At 33.1% G+C, this 22,474-nt stretch carries 21 protein-coding genes; all 21 read right to left on the minus strand.

The window, feature by feature from the left end; genetic code table 11:
• Positions 1–8: 8 nt before the first annotated feature.
• The 21 genes from ACKF5P_RS07630 to ACKF5P_RS07730 all read right to left on the minus strand — a co-directional run bounded on the left by ACKF5P_RS07630 (position 9) and on the right by ACKF5P_RS07730 (position 22,447).
• Positions 9–1,187: a phosphopentomutase gene (locus ACKF5P_RS07630; protein WP_408954619.1), complete on the minus strand. Its 1,179-nt coding sequence runs from the start codon at positions 1,185–1,187 to the stop codon at positions 9–11.
• A 208-nt stretch (positions 1,188–1,395) separates the two neighbouring features.
• Positions 1,396–2,037 carry a stage II sporulation protein M gene (gene spoIIM, locus ACKF5P_RS07635; protein ID WP_408954620.1) on the minus strand — a complete coding sequence of 214 codons (642 nt, stop codon included), beginning with the start codon at positions 2,035–2,037 and terminating at the stop codon, positions 1,396–1,398.
• A gap of 64 nt (positions 2,038–2,101) precedes the next feature.
• Entirely contained in the window at positions 2,102–2,800 is a 699-nt protein-coding gene (locus ACKF5P_RS07640) for a hypothetical protein (protein ID WP_408954621.1), read from the minus strand.
• 247 nt (positions 2,801–3,047) lie between these two features.
• On the minus strand, positions 3,048–3,578 hold the full coding sequence (locus ACKF5P_RS07645) for an NUDIX hydrolase (protein ID WP_408954622.1): 531 nt from the start codon (positions 3,576–3,578) through the stop codon (positions 3,048–3,050).
• A 126-nt stretch (positions 3,579–3,704) separates the two neighbouring features.
• A complete protein-coding gene (locus tag ACKF5P_RS07650; protein ID WP_408954623.1) occupies positions 3,705–4,775 on the minus strand; it encodes a DUF3866 family protein in 1,071 nt (356 codons plus the stop codon).
• Positions 4,776–5,177: 402 nt separating this feature from the next.
• Positions 5,178–7,130, minus strand: a complete 1,953-nt coding sequence (locus ACKF5P_RS07655; protein WP_408954624.1) for an NAD(P)(+) transhydrogenase (Re/Si-specific) subunit beta — start codon at positions 7,128–7,130, stop codon at positions 5,178–5,180.
• A complete protein-coding gene (locus tag ACKF5P_RS07660; RefSeq protein WP_408954625.1) occupies positions 7,127–7,429 on the minus strand; it encodes an NAD(P) transhydrogenase subunit alpha in 303 nt (100 codons plus the stop codon). Before ACKF5P_RS07660 ends, ACKF5P_RS07655 begins: the two co-directional genes overlap by 4 nt.
• A gap of 145 nt (positions 7,430–7,574) precedes the next feature.
• Positions 7,575–8,747 (minus strand): NAD(P) transhydrogenase subunit alpha, encoded by a 1,173-nt coding sequence (locus ACKF5P_RS07665; protein ID WP_408954626.1) that lies wholly within the window; start codon positions 8,745–8,747, stop codon positions 7,575–7,577.
• A gap of 344 nt (positions 8,748–9,091) precedes the next feature.
• Positions 9,092–9,343, minus strand: a complete 252-nt coding sequence (locus tag ACKF5P_RS07670; RefSeq protein WP_408954627.1) for a hypothetical protein — start codon at positions 9,341–9,343, stop codon at positions 9,092–9,094.
• 154 nt (positions 9,344–9,497) lie between these two features.
• Entirely contained in the window at positions 9,498–10,571 is a 1,074-nt protein-coding gene (locus tag ACKF5P_RS07675) for an alanine/ornithine racemase family PLP-dependent enzyme (RefSeq protein ID WP_408954628.1), read from the minus strand.
• 88 nt (positions 10,572–10,659) lie between these two features.
• Positions 10,660–12,411: a sigma 54-interacting transcriptional regulator gene (locus ACKF5P_RS07680; protein ID WP_408954629.1), complete on the minus strand. Its 1,752-nt coding sequence runs from the start codon at positions 12,409–12,411 to the stop codon at positions 10,660–10,662.
• 63 nt (positions 12,412–12,474) lie between these two features.
• Positions 12,475–13,587, minus strand: coding sequence for a M20/M25/M40 family metallo-hydrolase (locus ACKF5P_RS07685; RefSeq protein WP_408954630.1), 1,113 nt, complete (start codon positions 13,585–13,587; stop codon positions 12,475–12,477).
• A 145-nt stretch (positions 13,588–13,732) separates the two neighbouring features.
• A complete protein-coding gene (locus tag ACKF5P_RS07690) occupies positions 13,733–14,548 on the minus strand; it encodes a glycosyl transferase family 4 (protein ID WP_408954631.1) in 816 nt (271 codons plus the stop codon).
• A complete protein-coding gene (locus ACKF5P_RS07695; protein WP_408954632.1) occupies positions 14,548–15,228 on the minus strand; it encodes a glycosyltransferase family 2 protein in 681 nt (226 codons plus the stop codon). The genes ACKF5P_RS07690 and ACKF5P_RS07695 overlap by 1 nt, the downstream gene beginning before the upstream one ends.
• On the minus strand, positions 15,221–15,799 hold the full coding sequence (locus ACKF5P_RS07700; protein ID WP_408954633.1) for a copper transporter: 579 nt from the start codon (positions 15,797–15,799) through the stop codon (positions 15,221–15,223). The genes ACKF5P_RS07695 and ACKF5P_RS07700 overlap by 8 nt, the downstream gene beginning before the upstream one ends.
• A gap of 11 nt (positions 15,800–15,810) precedes the next feature.
• Positions 15,811–16,929, minus strand: a complete 1,119-nt coding sequence (gene steA / locus ACKF5P_RS07705) for a putative cytokinetic ring protein SteA (RefSeq protein WP_408954634.1) — start codon at positions 16,927–16,929, stop codon at positions 15,811–15,813.
• A 157-nt stretch (positions 16,930–17,086) separates the two neighbouring features.
• Positions 17,087–17,878: a sporulation transcription factor Spo0A gene (gene spo0A / locus ACKF5P_RS07710; protein ID WP_408954635.1), complete on the minus strand. Its 792-nt coding sequence runs from the start codon at positions 17,876–17,878 to the stop codon at positions 17,087–17,089.
• 96 nt (positions 17,879–17,974) lie between these two features.
• Positions 17,975–19,300 carry a SpoIVB peptidase gene (spoIVB, locus tag ACKF5P_RS07715; protein WP_408954636.1) on the minus strand — a complete coding sequence of 442 codons (1,326 nt, stop codon included), beginning with the start codon at positions 19,298–19,300 and terminating at the stop codon, positions 17,975–17,977.
• A 110-nt stretch (positions 19,301–19,410) separates the two neighbouring features.
• A complete protein-coding gene (gene recN / locus ACKF5P_RS07720) occupies positions 19,411–21,108 on the minus strand; it encodes a DNA repair protein RecN (protein ID WP_408954637.1) in 1,698 nt (565 codons plus the stop codon).
• A gap of 13 nt (positions 21,109–21,121) precedes the next feature.
• A complete protein-coding gene (gene argR, locus ACKF5P_RS07725; RefSeq protein WP_408954638.1) occupies positions 21,122–21,577 on the minus strand; it encodes an arginine repressor in 456 nt (151 codons plus the stop codon).
• Between the two features lie 12 nt (positions 21,578–21,589).
• Positions 21,590–22,447 carry an NAD(+)/NADH kinase gene (locus tag ACKF5P_RS07730; protein WP_408954639.1) on the minus strand — a complete coding sequence of 286 codons (858 nt, stop codon included), beginning with the start codon at positions 22,445–22,447 and terminating at the stop codon, positions 21,590–21,592.
• Between the last annotated feature and the right edge of the window lie 27 nt (positions 22,448–22,474).

Raw genomic sequence — 22,474 nt, forward strand, 5'->3', positions numbered from 1 at the left:
AAAACTAATTAAAGAATTTCTTCTTTAAAGCTACTTCCATTATTAGTCTTCTCAACCTCAAAGATATCAGAAATAGTTGCTGCAATATCACTAAAAGTCTCTCTAGTGCCCAAATCAACTCCAGCTTTTACATGCTTACCATATACTAACAATGGAACATACTCTCTAGTATGATCACTTCCCGTATGGGTTGGATCACAACCATGATCAGCAGTCAAAATTAATAGATCATCTTCATTCAAAGCAGAAATTAATTCAGGCAATCTTCGATCAAAATCTTGTAATGCCTGAGCATAACCATTAACATCTCTGCGATGACCATACCTTTGATCAAAATCAACCAAATTAGTAAAGATTATTCCCTCTTGATCTGTTTCCCGTAAATAATTTAAATTCTTATCAACCCCATCCATATTATGATCTGTATGGACAGCTTGAGTAATTCCTTGATCAGCAAAAATATTATCAATCTTTCCTACAGCGATAACCTCTTTTTCAGCTTCCTTAAGATAGTCTAATACAGTCTCAGCTGGAGGTTGTAAGGAATAATCCTTCCGGCGAGAAGTTCTATTGAAATCACCCAACTCCCCAATAAATGGTCTAGCAATGACCCTTGCTACTGCATGGTCTCCTGTTAAGATACTTCTAGCTTTTTGACACATATCATACAGCTCTTCAATCGAAATTACATCTTCATGTGCAGCAATTTGAAAAACACTATCAGCCGATGTATAAACTATCGGCTTCCCAGTCTCTAAATGTTTTGCTCCTAACTCTTCAATAATTACAGTCCCTGATGCAGGCTTATTTCCTAAGCTGCCTTTTCCAATCGCTTGATGAAACTTCTCCATTACTTCTTCTGGGAAACCATCTGGGTAAGTTGGAAATGGATCTGATGACAACAGGCCTGCTATTTCCCAATGACCAGTTGTTGTATCTTTTCCATTTGATAACTCTGCCATCTTACCAAAAGCAGCTTTAGGATTCTCTTCTGGCTCCACCCCCTCAATTTCCACAATATTACCTAAACCAAACTGTTGTAAATTAGGTAAACAAATTCCTCCAATCTCTTCAGCTAAATTTTGTAATGTAGCAACTCCTTGATCACCAAACTCTTCAGCATCCGGCAAAGCTCCTACTCCTACACTATCTAATATGATTAAATTTATTCTTTTGATCTTATTCATTCTACTACCTCCTTATAAGTGTCTATTATTCTCATCTAAGTTAAAACCTATTTTATTATAACTTAACCTTTACTCTCAAAAATATTAAAACTTCGCTAAATTTTCGTTAGACGTCAGACCTTTATATATAGTTTCTATTTTTTTATTGAAACTCCTTCTTTTTAGAAAAACTAATACTAAAATTTCCAAAATAAAAATCTATTCTTCCTTAAACTATATAATTAGCAACAGTTCTAATCAAAGCTGGTGTTATATAAGCTTCTACAAGTCCAGCTACAAATAATAAAATCCCTATCATTAACATTACAATTGAATAATTAGTTATCATTAGACGAAACTTATATCTACTTCCCATTAAAATTCCTTTTCCTAAAGTTAAAGCAAAGCTAATACTAACTAATGCTCCTAAAAGTAAACTGGGTAAAAATATTATATTTTGTGGTAATACAGATATTATTGATAAAATAATTCCCTTTAAAAACAACTGATCTAGCAGAAATCCAACTGTAAACCCAATAATAAACCCTCTTAAAAAGATTATAAGTGGAATTATTATTGCACCAATCATAGTCAACCCTAACAACCAAAATAGAAATGTAAATCTTAGGTTAGAGATAATAATATTTTGAGCTACTACTTGCCTATCCTCTCCCATTAACTGATTGATTTCAACAATAAATTTCCCTAAATAATCAACTAACTCTTTTTTTTGAGTATAATCTAAAGTTCTAACAGCAAGCGTTCCAAATACAACTCCAATTACAAAAAAGACTATAATAAAGAATAAAAGCAAGAGGTTTTTTTCTAAAAAAAGAGCTGTTTTTCTCTTTAAAAATCTATAGTTAACCATTAATTTCCTCCTAGCTAATCAGAAAGTCTTTTATAAATTAATATGTCAGCTAGAAATAACTTTATTACACTTGTAAAAAGCCTGCTTCAATTATTAGTTTAGCTATATGTTCAGCTGCCAAAACATCCTCATATGAATTTGAGCTAGCAGCAACTAACGTAATTCCTGTATTATACTTCTTAGCTAAATTAATTGCTCGCTCAGCTGAATCCTTAGCAGGTTCAACCCCTTTTTTATTTAATGTTCTAGCTACAGTCCCTGTAATAACCTTAGGAGCACCATAATTATAAGCAGTATCAAAAGCAACCCCACCACACTCAGTAATTAATAAAACGATTTTATCTTTAAATTCAGCTAAAGTAGTTACTTCACATCCTATATTTGCTAGGATAGTATCTATCTGAGCCCCTGAACGTGTTATTCCTGTCAATGCTAACTGTATATTTTTTCTTCTCTCCTCTTCAGTTCCTAATCTTGGTTCAGTAACTATTATTATCTCTGTATCATATTTCAAGGCTTTTTTTCCAGCAAAATAACCAATCTTCTCTGGATTAATTACTACCGGAACATTAATATGATCAGGACTGGCACCAAAAACATCTAAAGCTCCTGCATCTAAAGCTGCCTCTGCAGTAGTTGACATATCAATTAGATCAACAATCATCACTACATCTCCCTTGCGAGCTGCCCGAGCAGCTCCAGAAGCATTACACGTAACATTTAAGGTAGCTAGACTCCTTTGATTACTCTTAAACTCTTCCATAATTCCCTCCTTTAACAAAATAACAGACTTGTTTTTAGATTTTCTAATTCAATTACTCCAACTTAGATCCTTTACTATTTTGCGTAAATTACATCCTTCACATTCTAATGTTTATCATTTATAATTTATTATTTTTTATTATTTAACTTATAACTTAATATATAAGTTAAATTTAACTTTTTCACTTAATCTTCTCAAATTTAAAAAAAAGTGAGCTAATTATACTTATGAAAATCATTAACTCAATTTATATACTAGACAATAAGTATTGTAAACCAATAATTGTTTTAGCATCCTCAAACTCTCCTTCAGCAAGCATCTTAGTAACCTGCTCAATTCTAACCTCTCTTAATTTAATAAACTCTTCTGGATCTGTTTGCTGCTTAGTTTTTTTTAAGTCCGTCGCTAAAAATAGATGGATCTTCTCATCAGTAAAACCAGGACTGGTATAAAATGAAGTTATTTTCTGCAATGATTTAGCTTGATAACCTGTCTCTTCTTTTAATTCTCGCAAAGCACATTGCTCTAAATCTTCATCCATTTCTAATTTTCCTGCTGGTAGCTCCAATATTACTTTTTCAGTTGGCTTTCTAAATTGTTCAACTAAGATAATTTTCTCTGCCTGATAAGGAATTACTGTTACTCCACCGCTATGCTCTACAATCTCCCTCTTTGAATTATTTCCACTTGGCAACTTCACTTGATCAACCCTTAAATTAACTATGCTCCCTTGATAAAAATATTCGCTATCAATAGTCTTCTCCTTTAAATCTTTCATCTTATTATCACTCCAAATTATATTTATTATCTACCGTTTATTAGTTTATTCTATCAAATCAAACTGTTTAAAAATCTTAAATATAAAGCTTTGAAATTGATTTTTACTAATACAGTTTACAGATAGCTATAATTGTTCATTAGCAATCAACCCTGCTACTCCTGCCGTTATAAAATATTCACGATCTTGATGGTGATTTCTACCCATTGTCTGAACTTTAAAATCTAAACCATCTAAACAAGTTAAAATTTCTTCTCCTTTTTTATAGATAATTTGATGCTTAAGAATTAATTCAAATCTGTTCAACTGTTCTTTGATAATTTCCAATTGCTTTCGATCTCTAAATTTAGGAATTCCAATTTTAGCTTTAACTAAAGTTAATTCCCCTAAAACTGTTCTTGTATGATGACTTAATCCATAGTGCCTCTTTCGCGAATCACTAAAACTGACTCTAGGTACAGCAATCGGCTCCCCACCTAAACTCTTTACGGCATGTAATATTTCAGCCTGCTCAACCCCACTAAAACCATACTTGGTTCCCGTTCCAACAATCCCCGGCCCCATTGTTACTATAATTACATCAGCTTGATTGACCTGATAAGCTGCTATTAGGGCTGAATAGATATTAACTGCTTCTAACCCTCCTCCAAAAGCATGCCCGCTGGTAATCGTATGATCAATTAAACCCCTACTTTGTAGCTGATAAACTAAATTGCTAATCTTAAGTGGTAAGGCAGCTCCATCAGTCATAACATATGTCACTTTCACTTCTGGTTTATTCTCTTTAATTGCCACTGCAATAGCTGGTAACATACTATGTAAAGTTCCTACTATTACTGGAGTACCTTCTAAAGAATTAAATTTTTTAATCTCTTTATGATTAGAATTATCCTCCTCTTCTACACTATTTACCTTTATTTGATAAGGAGTATAACGTAATTTCATAATATGTCCTGCTCCAGTCAATTCTTGTTCTTTATCTAAAATAAAGATAACAAAATCATAACCACCAGTTCCTAATTGTAAAGAAGTGGCTGTAGTATTTAAAATCACATCGTCTCCTTTTTCAATTTGGCCCACTAAGTCATCATAACTAATTCCTTTTTTTTCTATATTATTAACTTTAACTTTAACCTCAGTTATTCCTTCTTTTCTAGATAAAACATCTATAACTTTCCCCTGTTTAATTTCTAACATCTAATACCTCCAACTAAACTGATCTCAACAATCAGTCTACAAGTTTTATTTTACCTGACCTCAACACCTAACTTTATTACAATTATGTGGCACTTTCATGTCACAGGAATTAGGAATCGGGAATGAGGAATCAGTAAGACCATAAGATCAAGTTTTTTAAGAGTTCTTGAATTAAATGATTTTGAACTTACTGACTACTGATTCCTGACAACTATTGATATTTTATTTTTTACCTGATTATATTATTCTAACATAAAATAATCAAACTCAATTTAACTGTAGCTTACACTTTTTCAAATAAATAGATTAAAAAGTTTATTGTTATCATAATTGTAAAACCAATATATCTTTGCAAAAAAAATTGACCGCAACTTTGCGGTCAATAAGATCGAATATTTATTTTTAACTAGTTTTACTTTTAATTAAATAAGGTACTGTCTCTGCTGCATCTCCCCATAAAGAAATTACATGCTCTTGTTTATATAAGCTATTTTCTACTCCTGAATACCCTGGCTTATCATCTAAATTACAGACAATAACATTCCTTGCCTCTTCTACCTGTAAAATCGGCATTCCAGAAATCGGCGTCCCTTCTGCTTTTTCAGCCTCTGGATTAATTACATCGCATGCTCCTATTACTATTGCTAAATCTATATCTGTAAATTCTCCATTGATTTCTTCTAAATCATATAACATCTCATAATCTATCCCTACTTCTGCTAATAAAACATTCATATGTCCAGGCATTCTTCCTGCTACTGGATGAATCGCTGCTTTAACACTCTTCCCTTCAGCAATCAATAAATCTATCAGTTCTTTTACTGCTTGTTGAGCTTGTGCTACTGCCATTCCATATCCTGGCACTATTACAACATCTTCTGCTGACTCTAATAAGCCAGGAATCTCTTGTTCTTTATTCTCTTTCTTACTTCCTGCTGACTCTTTGCTTTCTAATCCCTTCAATACAGTATTTAAATGAGGTACTGTCTCTGCTGCATCTCCCCATAAAGAAACTACATGCTCTTGTTTATACAAGCTATTTTCTACTCCTGAATACCCTGGCTTATCATCTAAATTACAGACAATAACATTCCTTGCCTCTTCTACCTGTAAAATCGGCATTCCAGAAATCGGCGTCCCTTCTGCTTTTTCAGCCTCTGGATTAATTACATCGCATGCTCCTATTACTATTGCTAAATCTATATCTGTAAATTCTCCATTGATTTCTTCTAAATCATATAACATCTCATAATCTATTCCTACTTCTGCTAATAAAACATTCATATGTCCAGGCATTCTTCCTGCTACTGGATGAATCGCTGCTTTAACACTCTTCCCTTTAGCAATCAATAAATCTATCAGTTCTTTTACTGCTTGTTGAGCTTGTGCTACTGCCATTCCATATCCTGGCACTATTACAACATCTTCTGCTGACTCTAATAAGTCAGAAATCTCTTGTTGCTCATTATCTTCACTAATTGCTTCTTGTTTCTCTTCTGCTTCTTTCAGTTCTTCTTTTGCCGTTACTTTTTTCTTTTCTGAAGCTTTGTTATTTTCAAACCCTGCTAAAACAAATGTTAAGCTGTTATTCATATTTTTACACATAATATGAGTTAAAATAATACCAGCTACCCCTACCAAAGCACCAACACCAACTAAAAGTAGATTTGATACTGCTAAACCACATATCGCAGCTGCTATACCAGAAAAGGAATTTAACAGGGAAACAACAATTGGCATATCAGCTCCACCAACACGTAAAGCCATTAGTAGACCATAAATAGTAAACATGATAATTAATAAAGGCATTATAATTTGAAAATAAGTTATTTGTGTAATGCTTAAAGTAATTATAGCTAAAACTCCAGTTACTAAAATAAAAGCTTGGTAAAGTTTATGACCGGATAAAGTTACTGGCTTTTGTATAATCCAACCTTGCAATTTTAGAGCTGCAACAATACTTCCACTCAAAGTTAAAGCACCAACAGCCAGGGCCAACCCAGCAGTAAACCAAAAAATCCAAGGTTCTGTTGTATATATAGCAGCAGTCGAACCAGCTACTAAAGCTGAAGCAGCACCACCAAGTCCATTGAGCAATGCTACCATTTGAGGCATATGAATCATCTCAACTACTTGCCCCAGTATAACTCCTAATACTCCTCCAAAAATTATAAAAAATAATAGAAAAAAATCATTTATAACACCTAAGTTTACCAAAGAAAACATAATAGCTGAAGCCATAGAAAAAGCCCCAAGACGATTACCCCATACAGCAGTTTTAGGAGATTGCATTAACCGAATACCTATAATAAAACCTAAAATAATAACTGTTGAAATAGTAATATTTCCTATCATAAATTCTCCCTCCCTACTGCTGATTTTTCTTTTCCTTCCTTAAACATACGTAACATTCTACCAGTAACCCAAAACCCACCAACTACATTAATCATCGCTAACACTAAAGCTACTAGTGCCCAAATTTTTGCTCCTGAAGATGCAGTAGCATACACTTCAATAGCACCTAAAACTGTTATTCCTGATAAAGCATTCATCCCTGACATTAAAGGTGTATGTAAAAGAGAAGGCACAGAAGAAATCACCCTATAACCTAAAAAAGATGCAATTATTAAAAATACTACCATCACTAATAACATTTTAAACCTCCCTCTATTGATAGTGTATAGTTAAGTTCAAACAATATTAAAATCATTATAAAAGAACTTTAACGAGCATTTATTTTTAAGATTTTTAACTATACACTATACTTTGTTAACTAAAGTAAAACTTTATTACAATTCATTATTGCCCCATTGCTTTTAATGTACCTTTATGTACAATATCTCCACCTTTTGTTACAATACTTTCTTGTATTATTTCATCATTAACATCACTATTAACTTCCCCTGCATCAACAATATGTTCAATAAAGCTATACAGATTTTGAGCAAACATCGTAGTTGAGTGAACACTTAAAGTTGTTGGAATGTTTAATAAGCCACTTATAAATACACCATTATAATCATAATCTTCTCCACCTTTTGTTAATTCACAGTTCCCACCTTGGTCAATAGCAACATCTACTATAACAGAACCTTTTTTCATCTTTTTAACCATCTCTTCTGTAACAAGGATCGGTGCCTCTTCCCCTGGAATTAACCCTGTTAAGATAAGAGCATCACAGCTTTCAATATGTTCTGCAAGAACTTCACGCTCTTTCTCATACCATTCTTCAGAAAGTTGCTGTGCATAGCCACCTTCACCAACCGCCAACTCAGTAGGAACATCAAAGTCAATTACCTTGGCCCCTAAACTACGTGCTTGCTCATTAGCTTCCTGTCTAATATCAATACTCTTCACCTGAGCTCCTAAGCGTTTAGCAATACCAATTGCTTGTAAACCTGCTACACCTGTTCCAACTATTAAAAACTCTGCTGGCTTCATAGTCCCAAACGCTGTTGGCATCATTGGTACAAAACGCTTCAAATGATTTGCAGCAAAAATAGAAGCTTTATAACCAGCTGCTGTACTCATTGAAGTTAGAGCATCCATCTGTTGAGCTCTAGAAATTCTAGGGATTCCATCTAAAGTAAAACTTGTTACATTTCTGTTAGCTAACGTTTTAATTATATCATGATTTATCGAATGTGCTGGATGTAAAAAACTAACTAATGCACTATCCTTAGAAACTAATTCTGCTTCGTGCTTATTCAAATCCTCATTAAACTTTGGTTCTTTAACCTTTAAGATTAGATCAGATGCTTGAAAAACTTCCTCTACATTAGGAATAATTTCTGCTCCTGCTTCACTATAATCCTGATCATCAATAAAAGAACCTTCACCAGCTCCAGCTTCGACCAAGACTTTAGCTCCATCTTCAACAAATTTCTTAACCGTCCTTGGTACTACAGCTACTCTCTTTTCTCCAGACATAATTTCTTTAGGTACTCCGATAGTCATTCCTTCAAATTTCATTTTTTAATCCTCCTAAAATTATTTGTTTTTATTTTTATTAATCTAACTTATATATCGTGCAATTAACATGCCAGCTTAAAGATGATTGTTATCTTTCCCTAGAACAACCCCTAGTATAGTAATATTTATATTTTTTTATTTTTCCTTTATTTTGACAATTATTTATTTTTAATAGGCTATAAGCTGACAAATAACTTGCATTGTGCAAAATATTTTGCAGTATTTAGAACTTCTAGTCCTCTTATTTTCACCTTTACTATCCCTCCCAAACTTATTATTTCAAATAATTAATTCTAAAATAAAATACCCCCTCTTAAAAGAGGGGGTATTTTATTCATTACTTATTAATTTGAAGGTGGCTCTACCGGAGGTGCCCCATCTACTGGCGGCTCCTCCGGCAACTCTTCACCCGCTGGTGGTTCTTCTACTGGCGGCTCCTCCGGTAACTCTTCACCCACTGGTGGTTCTTCTGGTAATTGTTCTCCCATCAATGATTGTTCTATGTTTCTCTCTGTAACTGCTTGTGCATGATTATAACTGAAAAAAGCCAAACTTAAAACTAAAATTCCTAAAGATAGAATAAGTACCTTTTTCATTATTAACCCTCCAAAGTTCATTTTATTTAATTTTAAGGTGCAATTTTGATAGTTTTATGATAAAACCTTTAAAATAGTTTAGTAATTTTCATCACTGCTAATACTCTGTAATCTACTAACTGCTAAAAGTGGTTAACTTAACCTTAAATTTTAGCTATATTATATTTATATTTACATAAGGAGAGGTCATCGCCCTTAATAGTGCTGCATAATTCAACTCAAATTTCAAACTATCACCTACAACTACACCTTTCTTATAATCTGTTAAATCAACTATCAAATGATCACTACTAGCACTCTCTACCTTCACCCCTCTTGCTACAGGAGTCAGTCCCTTTAATACAATATCTTGCCTCCCAATAGCCAAAATAGCTCTCTTTCTAATTCCTTTTTTATTAATAACCTCCTCTTCACCGAAAGCATTCTGTCCTATTTCTCCTTCAGGTTGAGCAGGTTTTTCTTTAAATTCAATAATCTCTGCTTCTAATAAAAAGGCATCCTGAAAAGTATTCGAAAAAGGCTCCCTATTAATCACATTACTACCCAATAAAATCGTCTCTCCTACTCGCAACTGATTGACTTCTGGAGGTAACCCCATCTCTTTTAATCTAGGTAAAGAACTACTATTTCCTCCTGAAATTATCGTTAACTCTTGATTAAACTCATTATTTATTCTTTCCTTTAATTTAATCAAAAGCATCATATTCTCATCAGAAGGTAATACTCCTCCAAAGCAAGTTAGATTTGTTCCTAAGCCAATCAAATCAATATTGGTCAATTTGAGTATTTCTTTAACAACCTGCATTACATTATCAGGCATAACTCCCTCTCTTCTATCTCCAACATCTACCATTAAAATAATCTTATGTACCAAATCATCTTCTCTTGCTACTTCATTTAATGCTTTAATTATTTTCAATTCCGAATTAAGACTTACATCGACATACTTAACTACTGACTCAACCTCACTTAGCATTGGAATTCTAAGTAGCATTAATGAAACCTGATCTAATTTTAAATTTTCCCTTAAATGAATCAAATTATTAATTCTAGAATCGGCTAGCCCTGCTACTCCCCCCTTTAATAAAGCCTTAGCAACCTCTAAATTAGCACAGATAGCTTTAGTTACTCCTACAACTTCTATTCCACCTTCTTCTGCTAAACTTACTACTTCCTTAGTATTAGCTATTAATTTGTTGAGATCAATATTAATTTTAGGATTTCTCACTTCCTCCACCTCTTCTATTACTTATTAAAGTTTTCATAAATTCTAAAATATTCTCATAAAAAAAGAGTCTCCTTTTAAGGAGATCTTTTTATAACTGATATTTCTTAATTTTATATTGTAATGTCTGTCTTTTAATTCCTAGCTCCCTCGCTGCTTGACTAATAATATTATTATTATTGGAAATCGCTTCTTTTATTAATCTCTTTTCTATACCTTCAATAATATTTGGCAAAGAATCACCTTGTTCAAAGTTAACCTTATCAGTTTCATCATTAGAGTTTGTGTCTAGCATAAATAACTCCACATCTTCTTTTCTTATTTTAGCATCCTTATCTAAAATATTGATTGCTCCTTCAAGTACATGTTCAAGTTGCCTTACATTTCCGGGCCAACTATACTTAAGAAAGTAATCTTCTGTCTCTTGCTCAATCCCTTGAATTTGATAATTAAACTTCCTGTTAAACTTATCTATAAAATAATCAACCAGTAAAGGAATATCATCATTTCTATCTCGCAATGGTGGTAATTTCAAATTAACCACTGCTAACCGATAATATAAATCCTCCCTTAATTCCTCCTCATTTATTGCTTGCAAAGGATTCTTATTAATTGTAGCTATAATCCTAACATCAACTCTAACGCCTTTATCTCCTCCAATAGGCCTTATTATTCCTTCCTGTAAAACTCGTAATAATTTAGCCTGTAACTCTAAAGACATTGAATTTATCTCATCTAATAATAATGTCCCTCCATCAACCTGCTCAAATAACCCTTTACGATTAACAGCCCCTGTAAACCCACCCTTTTTAGTCCCAAATAAGATCCCTTCTAGTAGATCTTTAGGTAAAGCAGCACAGTTTTGAGCAATAAATGGCTTTTTTCTACGTTCACTAGCATTATGGATGCTTTGAGCAAATAATTCCTTACCTGTTCCAGTCTCTCCAGAAATTAAAACAGATGAAGAAGTTCGAGCAGCTCTTTTAGCGTGCTTAATCTTCTCTTGCAAAACTCTATTTTCTCCAATGATATCGGAAAAAATATAATTAGTACCATTGTTAAACTCTTTCTTTTTCTCCCTAGCTTGATATAATTCCGACTGTAAAGCGACTACCTTTTCAGAAAGCTCCTTTAATAGAGTAATATCCTTAGCGATCTCTAAAGCTCCAATAAATTCACCATCCAACATCATAGGCAGTGTCTTATTAATAGTATTTATCTCTTCCCCTTTATAATTTATATAACTTTGTTGCCGTTCCATCACAGATTCCTGAGAGCTTAAGGTTCTCATTATAGTACTCGTTTCTTGATTTAATGAAGGAAGAATATTTAATAATTTTTTATTAAGCACCTGATCCCGTTCTAAATTTTCTAACTCAGCCATCTTTTCATTGTAAATTTTTATTCTTCCTTCCTCATCAACTACTCGAATTCCATCATCAATCGAATTTAAAATTGCTTCCAGAGTCTTCTTTAAGCGTTGTACACTCTTTAACTTCTCGGCCATCTCTTCAGCTTCTTTTATCTTTTGAAAATATGCTACTACTGCTATTACTTGATCTTTCTCAAAGATAGGAACTCTATTAGTTAAAATTTTGGTTTCCTCTATTATCTGATAACGATTCAACTCTGCTTGACCGGTCTGTAAAACCTTGTCTATTCTTGTTGTTGAAATAACTTCAGTTATATTATCACCAACAACTTGGTCAGTTTCTATCTTCAATAAATCTAAAGCTAAATCATTGATCGCTATAATTTTCTCACTACTATCAACAACCACTACCCCACCCGGAATTCCTTCTAATAAAGCTTTATTTAATATATCTTTGTAGGAGATAGGCATATTTATTTTAAGCCCTCCTTCTATTAAGATAACCTGTCACGCAATCTCTCCTCTTACTCATAACTACTTAGTTACTTGATTAATTAAAGCAATTGCATATTTAACAATATTCACTAAATCTTCAACCTTAATATTTTCATCTGTTGAATGAACATCAGTCATTCCTACACCAAGATTGACAGTTGGAACTCCTTTTCCATTAAATATATTAGCATCGCTTCCTCCACCTGTAGGTTGCAATTTCGGTTTAACACTAATTCTACGAGCTGCCTTAACTGCAATATCAACAATTTCATCATTTCGCTCTAAATCAAAAGCAGGATACATTCGCTTCGTCTCAATCTCCACTTGGGCACCATATTTATCTGCTGCTCGCTTAAAAATATCACACATATGTTCAGTCTGTTCAGTAAGTTTACTTTCATCTAAACTTCTAGCTTCTCCTTGTAATTCAACCAAGTCTGGTACTATATTAGTCGCTTTTCCACCTTTAATCACTCCAATATTAGCAGTCGTTTCATCATCAATCTGCCCTAAGTTCAAGTTTGATAGGGCTACACTTGAAACTTTAATAGCATTAATTCCTGCTGATGGGTTGACTCCTGCATGTGCAGCTTTTCCTTTCACTTTGACATTTATCTTATCTTGTGCAGGAGCTTGAGTAATAATCGTTCCTATATCTCCTCCAGAATCATAGGCAATTCCAAAATCTGCTTCTAATAAATCATAATCTAAATTTTTAGAACCTAACAATCCAACTTCCTCACCTATTGTAAAGACAATCTCAAGATCTCCATGTTCTATGTCATCTTCCTTAATCACCCTTAAAGCTTCAACAATTGCTACAATTCCCGCTTTATCATCAGCTCCTAAGATAGTCTCTCCTTTACTAGAGATAACTCCCTCCTTTATTTCAGGCTCTATACCTTTACCAGGAGTTACAGTATCCATATGTGCATTCAACAATAAAGTTGGCTTTGAGCTATCTCCTTTTAACTTAGCTATTACATTTCCTGTATCTCCTCCAACCTGTTGACCAGCATCGTCTCTTATTACCTCTAAGCCTAATTCGGTCAGTAATTCCACTAAATAATTTGCTACTGCTCCTTCTTCTTTAGAAACACTATCTATTTTAACTAACTCTAAAAATCGATTAACAATCCTTTGTTGATTCATCTCAACCACTCCTCTTTATATTTTATCCATACTTTTTTATTATTCCATACTAAACAAAAAACTCCTCCTTGAAAACTCTGCTAATTATCTTCAGTTATCACAACAAAATTATATAAGTAACTTTAATTTACTATCAATTATAACCTTAATCTTTATCCCTCCCTAATTGATCTAATTTATTTAAAATTAGATTTTGGCTAATTAATTCTGTCAAAGAAAACTTTTCAGTATATAGATGAATCCCTACTAATATCAAAACAAAAAGAACTTTATAACTTTCTGCTGTAGAAAAAACAAGACTTAAACCTAAAAAAGATCCTAATAAATTGGCCCCTACATCACCCAACATGGCCTCTGCTTTTAAGTCAACTGGTAACATAATCAAAACCATAATTAATAAAGGAATTATTAACCTATTGAATAAACTGGTAGTAATTAGAAATAATGGAGCTGATATGATAATAAATCCTTTTAAAGCTCTACCTGGTCTCAAATCAAGTAAGTTAATAAAATTAGTCATTAATACAACCAACAAGAAATTAATTATTACTCCTGCCAAGCCATCAACTACTTCAGTCACTAATAAAAAGACGATTAAACTTATAAAAACTGCTTTTAATAAACCCGTTGTCACTCGTGAATTCAATATAAACTCACCTATATGACCAGACAACCCACTACTTTGATCTTGTTCTCCATAATAATCATCAATTAGTCCTAATCCCCCAGCAACAATTACAAGGTATAATAGAGCTCCGGCTACTTGTACAGAATATACTCCTAAGTTTCTCCCTATACTTAAGATAATAATTAAATTAACTAATAATAAAATTCCATATCCGATAGGAATTTGCTTTCCAGCATAGTTTGTAGTAACTAAATCATATTTTATTAAAGTATCTTTGGTGACTGGATAATTAATATAAGTTAAAATAATTGTTAAAACTATCAGCCACAACACTAGTTATCACCTCTAACCTGAGTACAAAGTACAGCCAAAACATCCTTAAACTGCTGACCTCGATGCTTGAATCCAGCTAAATTTCTTTCAGTTTCTCGATGCCCCATCTTTACTGGAACTTCTTTAACCTTAAACCCCCCTCTAATTGCTTCAATCGTCATAGCCACTTCTACTCCAAAACCTGCTCTAAATCCTTGTAAATAATCAATCAACTCTCTTGTTAAGACCCTCTGTCCTGACAATGGTGCGGAAGCTTCAAATCCAGCTAAATACTTCAAACCTAGCCGGGCTAACCCTTTAACCAAGCCAAATCCTCCTTTCTTCTTAGCTGCTGGAAATTGAGCAATAGTCAAATCAGCCTTTTTCTGGAGCACAGGTAACAAAAGTTTTTCTACTTCTATTGCTGTCTCTGCTAAATCAGCATCTAATAAAGCAAGCACCCTTCCTTTTGCCCTTTTTAATCCTTGGTTTAAAGCCGCTCCCTTACCCTGATTAACCTCTAAATCAATTAATTTAACTCCTAGCTGTTTTACAATTTCAACTGTTTGATCACTAGAACCATCATTAATCACTATAATTTCTAAGTCAAAATCAGTTAATGATTGTACAGCCAAAATCGTATCTTCAATTAGCTCTGCCTCATTATAAGCTGGAATTAAAATTGAAATTAATTTATTCAAAGCCAACACCTCTTAAATTTTCCAAATCTTTAGAACTGATCTGAAAGACAACCTCTATTAAATCAGATACTGATTGTAATTGTTCAGAATCAACCCTTACTTGCTTACCCTTAGTTTCAGCCACATCAAATTCTTTCTCTCTATCTAAATATAAAATACTATCAAAATCAGCACTATAATCATTTTGATCTTGTAAAATCTTAACCTGCTTAATATCAGCCAATTGTAAGGTTCTAATCAATTTTTCTTCCATCTCTTGGGAGATATTACTGATTCCTGTAACCAAGATTCGCTCCCCTTCTAATTGCCCTTGAACTACTAATGGTAAGATCATCTCCTGAAACTCCAAGTTATCATTTAATTTCCCTTCCAAATTTTCAACTTCCTCTTTAAATCTTTGGTTTTTCATTCTGATCGATAAAAACTCCTCTTCTAACTTACTAATTAAATTATTCTGTTCTTGGAATATTAATTCATTTCCTACCATTGTACTACCAATTAAAATTCCGATTGCTAATGTTGTAAAGATAATCACAATTGTAATTATATGATACCTCAAATCCAATAGCATCTATTTTCCTCCTAAAAGCCAAGATTGAGTTGAATATTCATAATTAATAACTTGAGCAATTGTGAAATTGGTTGGGAAACCATAACAATGACTATGATTGGAATTAAAGATGCAACTAAAACCTGAGCTACATATTTAAACCTAATTCGACTCTTATATAATTTATTAACCCCCTTTGCATCTACTAATTTATTCCCTACTTTTACTCGTACTAAGAATGTACTGGCCATCCCTGGACGTCCTTTTTCTAAAAAATCAATCATTGTTGTATGAGTTCCTACTGCTACAATCAATTCAGCTCCCTTTTCATAAGCTAATAACATAGCAATATCTTCACTAGTCCCAGGTGCAGCAAATTTGCTAGCTTCCAAATCCAACTCTTCAATTCGTTTCATCCCAGGAGCTACTCCATTAGAATAAGCATGAACAATTAGTTCTGCTCCACAGGCTAGTACTTGATCACTAACACTATCCATATCACCAATAATAATATCAGGTTCAAATCCATAATTTATCAACGCATCTGCCCCACCATCTACACCAATCAATACTGGTTGTACCTCTCTAATATAAGAAATAACTGCTTCTAAATCCTCTTGATAATCATTGCCTCTAACAACAATCAAGACATCTTCATCCTTTAAATTGGTATCTAACTCTGGAATATCTAAGCCCAAAATCAATTCTTTTTCATCTTTAGCATAATCAAGCGTATTATCAATAAACTTATTCAATTCATTATCTAAATTATCCTCTGCTTCTTGCAATTTAACTTTAACCCTTTCGGAGGTCAAAACTTCTCCACTGGCTATTTCTTGCCCTTCTTTAATAATAGATTCCCCTTCAATAGAAATTTGATCTCCATCTTCTAATAATGAAAAAATTTCTATTCCTGTTTGATCAAGAACAGGAATCCCTGCTTCTAATAATTTTTTTGGCCCTAAATTTGGGTATCTACCACTAATTGAAGGGCTAGCATTAATTACAGCTTTAACCTTAGATTTAATCAAGGCTTTTGCAGCTAATTGGTCAATATCTTGATGGTCAATTATAGTAATCTCATCTTGAGCTAATTCTTTAACTAGCTGCTTAGTTCTAGTACCTAACCTCACTTCGCCAGTCAACTGCATAATTCAATCCTCCTATTTAATTACTATTATCTAGTATAGCTTATTTTTATCAGTCTCATACTTCTAATAATATGAAACCAAATTCAATTATTACAAAAAACAAAAATGTTGGAACAGATTTAAATCTGCCCCAACATTTTAAATGGTCATTAATTTTTTATCTTGCTTTTCTCAATTCTATTCTTAACTTATCTGCTATTTTAGCAATAAATTGTGAATTGGTAGGTTTACCACTCTCAGTAGTTACCGAGTGACCAAAAATTCGATTAATTGCTTTAATATTTCCTTTTTCCCAGGCTACTTCAATTGCATGGCGAATAGCCCGTTCTACTCTACTAGCAGTAGTATTAAATTCTTGAGCTACTAATGGATATAACTCTTTAGTTACTGCTCCTAATAACTCTACTTCTTTGATTACTAGAGTAATTGCTTCTCTTAAATATAAATACCCTTTAATATGGGCTGGAATACCAATTTGGTGCATCATGTCAGTTATTCTTTCTTCCACATTTCTTTCACTAACTCCTTGAGCTTTAATAGCATATCCATTAGTCCCGCCAACAACTGGAGACATTATCTGTCTAATTCTACTACCTAACTTCTCTAAATCAAAAGGTTTTAAAATATAATAATCTACTCCTAAATTCACAATTCTTTGGGTTAATTCTTCCTGACCAAAAGCAGTCAACATAATTATTTTACATTGTTCAGTTATTCCTTGACTATGTAATTCTTCTAACACACCAATTCCATCAAGATGAGGCATGATAATATCTAAAATTAATAGATCAAATTCAACTTCATCAATTAATTCTAAAGCCTCTACACCATCATTAGCCGTTCCCATCACTCTGAAATCTTCCTGTTGGTCTAAATACTCATTAAGCAAATTACAAAAATCAGTATTGTCATCTGCTAATAATATTTTGGTTACCGATTTTTCTTCCATTATTTTTCCCCCTTATACTATCCTAAGTTCTTCTTATTATAAGTTCTAGATTAATTTCCATATTCCTCCTTATTTTAATAAAAAGCACCAAAGAATTCAAGAAGCAAATTCTCTGGTGTTTTTATCTCTTAATGCTTGTGTTTCCATTACCATCCATTGAGCTAAGATGCCATAACCTCGGGTTGAGTCATTCAGAAAGACATGAGTAACCGCTCCAGCCAATTTTCCATTTTGGACAATAGGACTTCCACTCATTCCTTGAACTATACCACCACTCTCTTTTAGTAACTCTTGGTCAACTATTCTGATCACTAATCCTTTTTCACTTGGTCGATATTGTTTAATAACTTTCTCAATTTCTATTTCAAACTCTTCAATCTCTCCTCCTTCAATTACAGTATACATTTTTGCTGCTCCTTCTTCTATTTCAAACACACTCGCAATTGGTATTGGTTTTTCAAAATGAGGATGTTCAGGCTGAACAGATAACTTCCCATAAATTCCAAAACTATTGTTTTTCATAATATTTCCTAGAATTTCTTGTTCTCTCAAAAATGTACCTAACTTTTCTCCAGGTAGCCCTTGACTACTTTGATTAATTCCTGAAATATTAGCTCTAACAATCTCTCCTTCACCCACATCAACCTTTAATTGACTACTATCTTCTGTAATCATGTGGCCTAATGCTCCATAATATCCTTCTTCAAATTCATAAAAAGACATTGTTCCTACACCAGAAGCTCCATCATCAACATAAATTCCAAGCATATAATACCCACTCTTATCTTTAACAGGCATAGCTTCTTTAAAAACAATGCTGTCATTAATTTTTCTTATTTTTAACTCTAATTTCTCACCACGTTCCCCAGATTGATGAATCAGCCGGGCCAAATGATGCTTACTTTTAATTTTAACACCATTTATCTCTAACAGACTATCTCCTACCTGAATCCCTGCTTCTTGAGCAGGATAAACCTTATTTCCATCTTCTTGCTCAACATATGAATCTCTAACAACCATAATACCATCAGATTTTAACGTAACTCCAATAGCTTGTCCCCCTGGAACAACCTTAACTTCAGGCATTACATTTACAATCATTCTCTGCAATGGAATAATTCCAAATAACTTAAATTTAAGATTATACCTACCTACTGAAGATGCTTGTAATGCTAATGGTTCTGTCAAATTAACATTCAAACCTTGAGTAGTAATCTTACGACCATTTACTTTTAAACTTCCTTCCTGCTTTGAACTAACAGAGACCATAAAGGGAAGACGAATCTCTAACTCTTCTTCATTCCCTTCTATAATCTGACAATAATTAGGCAAACCTACTAAAAATAAAAAGTCAGAAGCCAGTGGAGCTAACAATAAGATTAAAATTAAATTAATTAAAATAATTTTTTTAGCTTTTTTCATTAACCACACTCCTACACAGTCCCCACCTGTGTAGTCTCTTCCAAAAAAAATAAAGCACCTTTATATTTAAAGATGCCCTAAGCAATCAAACAGTATTCAGTTACTTTATGTCAAATTGCCTCTTTTTTCTCTAAAGCAGATTTAATTAACTCCTCAGCATGCTCTAAAGTTTTCGTATTTAAACTACCATCTAACATCCGGGCCAACTCCCTGATTCGACCATTAGTAGTCAAAGAATGAACCACAGTCTGTGAACCTTCTTGCTGTAATTTTTTCATAATCAAATAATGTTGATCAGCCATAGCAGCTATTTGAGGAAGGTGCGTAATACAGATTAGTTGATGCTTTTTAGCTAAAAAAAGCAACTTATTAGCAACAAGTTTAGCTACTCTGCCTCCAATACCAGTATCAACCTCATCAAATACCAAGCTAGAAACTTGATCAATATCAGCAGTGATTGTTTTCAAAGCCAGCATAGTTCGTGATAACTCCCCTCCAGAGGCAATCTTAGCTAGTGGTTTTAAGTCAGCACCTGGATTTGGAGCAATCAAAAACTCAACTTTATCAATTCCTTGTTTAGTAAAGTTTTGATATTTCTTAAAATCAACCTTAAACCTTGCTTGTGGCATAGATAAATCCTTCAATTCTTGTAATATATTCTTTTCTAAAAATTGAGCTGTTTTTCTTCGAGAAGTTGATAATTGCTCAGCAAGATCTTGATAAGCAACCCTTAACTGCTTAATTTCTTCTTCTAACCTCTCTTTTCTAACCTCACTATTCTTTAATTGCTCCAATTCAACAGCAATTTCTTCTTTATAATCCAATATCTCTTCAATTGTTGGCCCGTACTTCCGCTTTAAATCATTAATCAACTCTAACCTCTCTTCTATTATATCCAACCTCTGAGGCTCAAATTCTATTTGATCTTGGTAATCTTTTAATCTAAAAGAGACATCTTCTAATTGGTAATTAATCTCTGTTAGTAGTTCTGCAATTGGGGTTAAATTTTGATCAATCTTAGTTAAACTGTCTATCTCTTTAGCTAATTGACTAATTTGATCAATCATAGCAGAGTCATACATATCACTTTCATATAACTGATGATATGCAGCTCCAATGACTTGATTCAACTCCTCAGCATTACTCAATTTGTTTTTTTCTGACATCAATTCTTCATCTTCACCAATTTCAAGTTCAGCTGTTTTAATTTCATTTAACTCAAATTCTAATAAATCAATCCTTCGATCTCTTTCCTTTTCACTCTGATTTATCCCAGACAACTTTTCTTCCTTCTGTTGTAACTCACTATAAAAATCTGCCAACTTCTCCTTTAAATCTAATACCTCTGTTCCACCAAATTGGTCTAATAACCTCAAATGGTTCTCAACATTCAATAAAGATTGATGTTCATGTTGCCCATGAATATCAATCAAATACTTACTAATCGAACGTGTCATCTCTAAAGTAACAATCCGACCATTAATTCTAGACTTATTATTTCCAGAGTGGCTAATTTCACGAGTTAAGATAACTTCTCCGCTTTTCGGCAATCCCAATCCTAATCTTTTAAACTCTTCTTGCACCGCCTGATTATCTTTAATCTGAAAAATAGCCTCAATTACTGCTTTTTCTCTACCCTTTCTAATATAATCAGTTGAAGCTCTGCCTCCTAATAACATATCTAACGCCTTAATAATAATCGATTTACCTGATCCTGTCTCTCCTGTTAAGATATTTAACCCAGAAGATAAATCCAGTTCTAGCTCTTTAATTAAAGCAAAATTCTGGATAGCCAAGTTGGATAACATCAGTTTCACCCCTTTATCCAGTCAAACTTTCTAACTTTTCAATCACATCTTTTACAGCATCTTTAGGCTTTACAATCATTAAAATTGTATCATCTCCAGCTATTGTACCAATTACATTCTCCCATTCACTATTATCTAATAATGCAGCTACACCTGGGGCCGTTCCTGGTAAAGCCTTAACTACAACTAAATTATCAGTATAATCTATATTGACTACTGAATCCCGAAACATTCTCTTAATCCTACTACTGATATTTACCTTTTCTCTTTGGTTAGAAGAGAGAGAATATTTATATCCACCTTCCCCTACTGGTATCTTAATTAATCCTAACTGCTTAATATCACGTGATACAGTAGCTTGTGTAATATTAAACCCCTCTTCTTGTAACCTAACTGCTAATTGTTCTTGAGTCTGGATCTCTTCTTCCTTAACTAACTCCATAATTTTAAGATGACGTTTACTTTTCATACTTATCTCTCCTTAAAACTTATTGCCCTGTAACCGATTACGTAAGACTTTATAAAAGTTATAACCCTCTAGCTTAACTAAACGACTAACTAAATCTGATTTTTGGAATTCAACAGTATCTCCTGACAATAGTTGTAGACTACCCTGTCCATCAACTGTTAACATAATATTACTATGATCAGCCTCCACTTCTACGATGATTTTTTCATCCTTAGTAGTAATAATAGAACGTGAATGTAAAGTATGTGGACAGATTGGAGTAATAATTAACGACTCCATTCTAGGATTAATAATTGGCCCACCAGCAGACAAAGAATAAGCAGTTGATCCTGTTGGAGAACTGATAATCAAACCATCACCAGGGTAAGTAGCCAAATATTCTCCATCTATAAAGGTTTTCAAATTTATAATTCGTGAAAAAGAACCTTTAGTAACTACTAAATCATTAATTGCTAATACCCGATCAATTTCTTCACCTTCTCTAATCAACCTTCCTTCTAACATAATTCTTTCTTCAATAGAGTAATTCCCATTCAATAATTTTTCTAACCCATGATCAAGCTTATCTAGTTCAATATCAGTCAAAAATCCTAAATTACCTAAATTAATCCCCAAAATAGGTACTAAACTTTCTGCAAAAGTACGAGCTGCTTTTAAAAAAGTACCATCCCCACCAAAAACAATAATTACATCAACAAAATCAACCAATACTTGATATGGCTTACTAACTGTTTCTCTCTCTAATAATTGAGCACTTGCTTTATCTAAAATATACTCTTTCTTATTATCCTCTAAAAAATCACAAACCTTACCCAACACATCTTGGGATTGTTTTTTAGTTACATTAGCAATCAATCCTATTTTATTCATCATTTCACCCCCAACTTAAACCAGAGA

Source organism: Natroniella sp. ANB-PHB2, from assembly GCF_046097105.1.
Classification (GTDB): Bacteria; Bacillota; Halanaerobiia; order Halobacteroidales; family Halobacteroidaceae; genus Natroniella.

Bases quoted from the DNA above. Each gene is read 5' to 3' on its own strand.
- ACKF5P_RS07630 (WP_408954619.1), bottom strand. From the start codon at position 1,187: ATGAATAAGATCAAAAGAATAAATTTAATCATATTAGATAGTGTAGGA.
- spoIIM (WP_408954620.1), bottom strand. From the start codon at position 2,037: ATGGTTAACTATAGATTTTTAAAGAGAAAAACAGCTCTTTTTTTAGAA.
- ACKF5P_RS07640 (WP_408954621.1), bottom strand. From the start codon at position 2,800: ATGGAAGAGTTTAAGAGTAATCAAAGGAGTCTAGCTACCTTAAATGTT.
- ACKF5P_RS07645 (WP_408954622.1), bottom strand. From the start codon at position 3,578: ATGAAAGATTTAAAGGAGAAGACTATTGATAGCGAATATTTTTATCAA.
- ACKF5P_RS07650 (WP_408954623.1), bottom strand. From the start codon at position 4,775: ATGTTAGAAATTAAACAGGGGAAAGTTATAGATGTTTTATCTAGAAAA.
- ACKF5P_RS07655 (WP_408954624.1), bottom strand. From the start codon at position 7,130: ATGATAGGAAATATTACTATTTCAACAGTTATTATTTTAGGTTTTATT.
- ACKF5P_RS07660 (WP_408954625.1), bottom strand. From the start codon at position 7,429: ATGTTATTAGTGATGGTAGTATTTTTAATAATTGCATCTTTTTTAGGT.
- ACKF5P_RS07665 (WP_408954626.1), bottom strand. From the start codon at position 8,747: ATGAAATTTGAAGGAATGACTATCGGAGTACCTAAAGAAATTATGTCT.
- ACKF5P_RS07670 (WP_408954627.1), bottom strand. From the start codon at position 9,343: ATGAAAAAGGTACTTATTCTATCTTTAGGAATTTTAGTTTTAAGTTTG.
- ACKF5P_RS07680 (WP_408954629.1), bottom strand. From the start codon at position 12,411: ATGCCTATCTCCTACAAAGATATATTAAATAAAGCTTTATTAGAAGGA.
- ACKF5P_RS07685 (WP_408954630.1), bottom strand. From the start codon at position 13,587: ATGAATCAACAAAGGATTGTTAATCGATTTTTAGAGTTAGTTAAAATA.
- ACKF5P_RS07700 (WP_408954633.1), bottom strand. From the start codon at position 15,799: ATGCTATTGGATTTGAGGTATCATATAATTACAATTGTGATTATCTTT.
- steA (WP_408954634.1), bottom strand. From the start codon at position 16,929: ATGCAGTTGACTGGCGAAGTGAGGTTAGGTACTAGAACTAAGCAGCTA.
- spo0A (WP_408954635.1), bottom strand. From the start codon at position 17,878: ATGGAAGAAAAATCGGTAACCAAAATATTATTAGCAGATGACAATACT.
- spoIVB (WP_408954636.1), bottom strand. From the start codon at position 19,300: ATGAAAAAAGCTAAAAAAATTATTTTAATTAATTTAATTTTAATCTTA.
- recN (WP_408954637.1), bottom strand. From the start codon at position 21,108: ATGTTATCCAACTTGGCTATCCAGAATTTTGCTTTAATTAAAGAGCTA.
- argR (WP_408954638.1), bottom strand. From the start codon at position 21,577: ATGAAAAGTAAACGTCATCTTAAAATTATGGAGTTAGTTAAGGAAGAA.
- ACKF5P_RS07730 (WP_408954639.1), bottom strand. From the start codon at position 22,447: ATGAATAAAATAGGATTGATTGCTAATGTAACTAAAAAACAATCCCAA.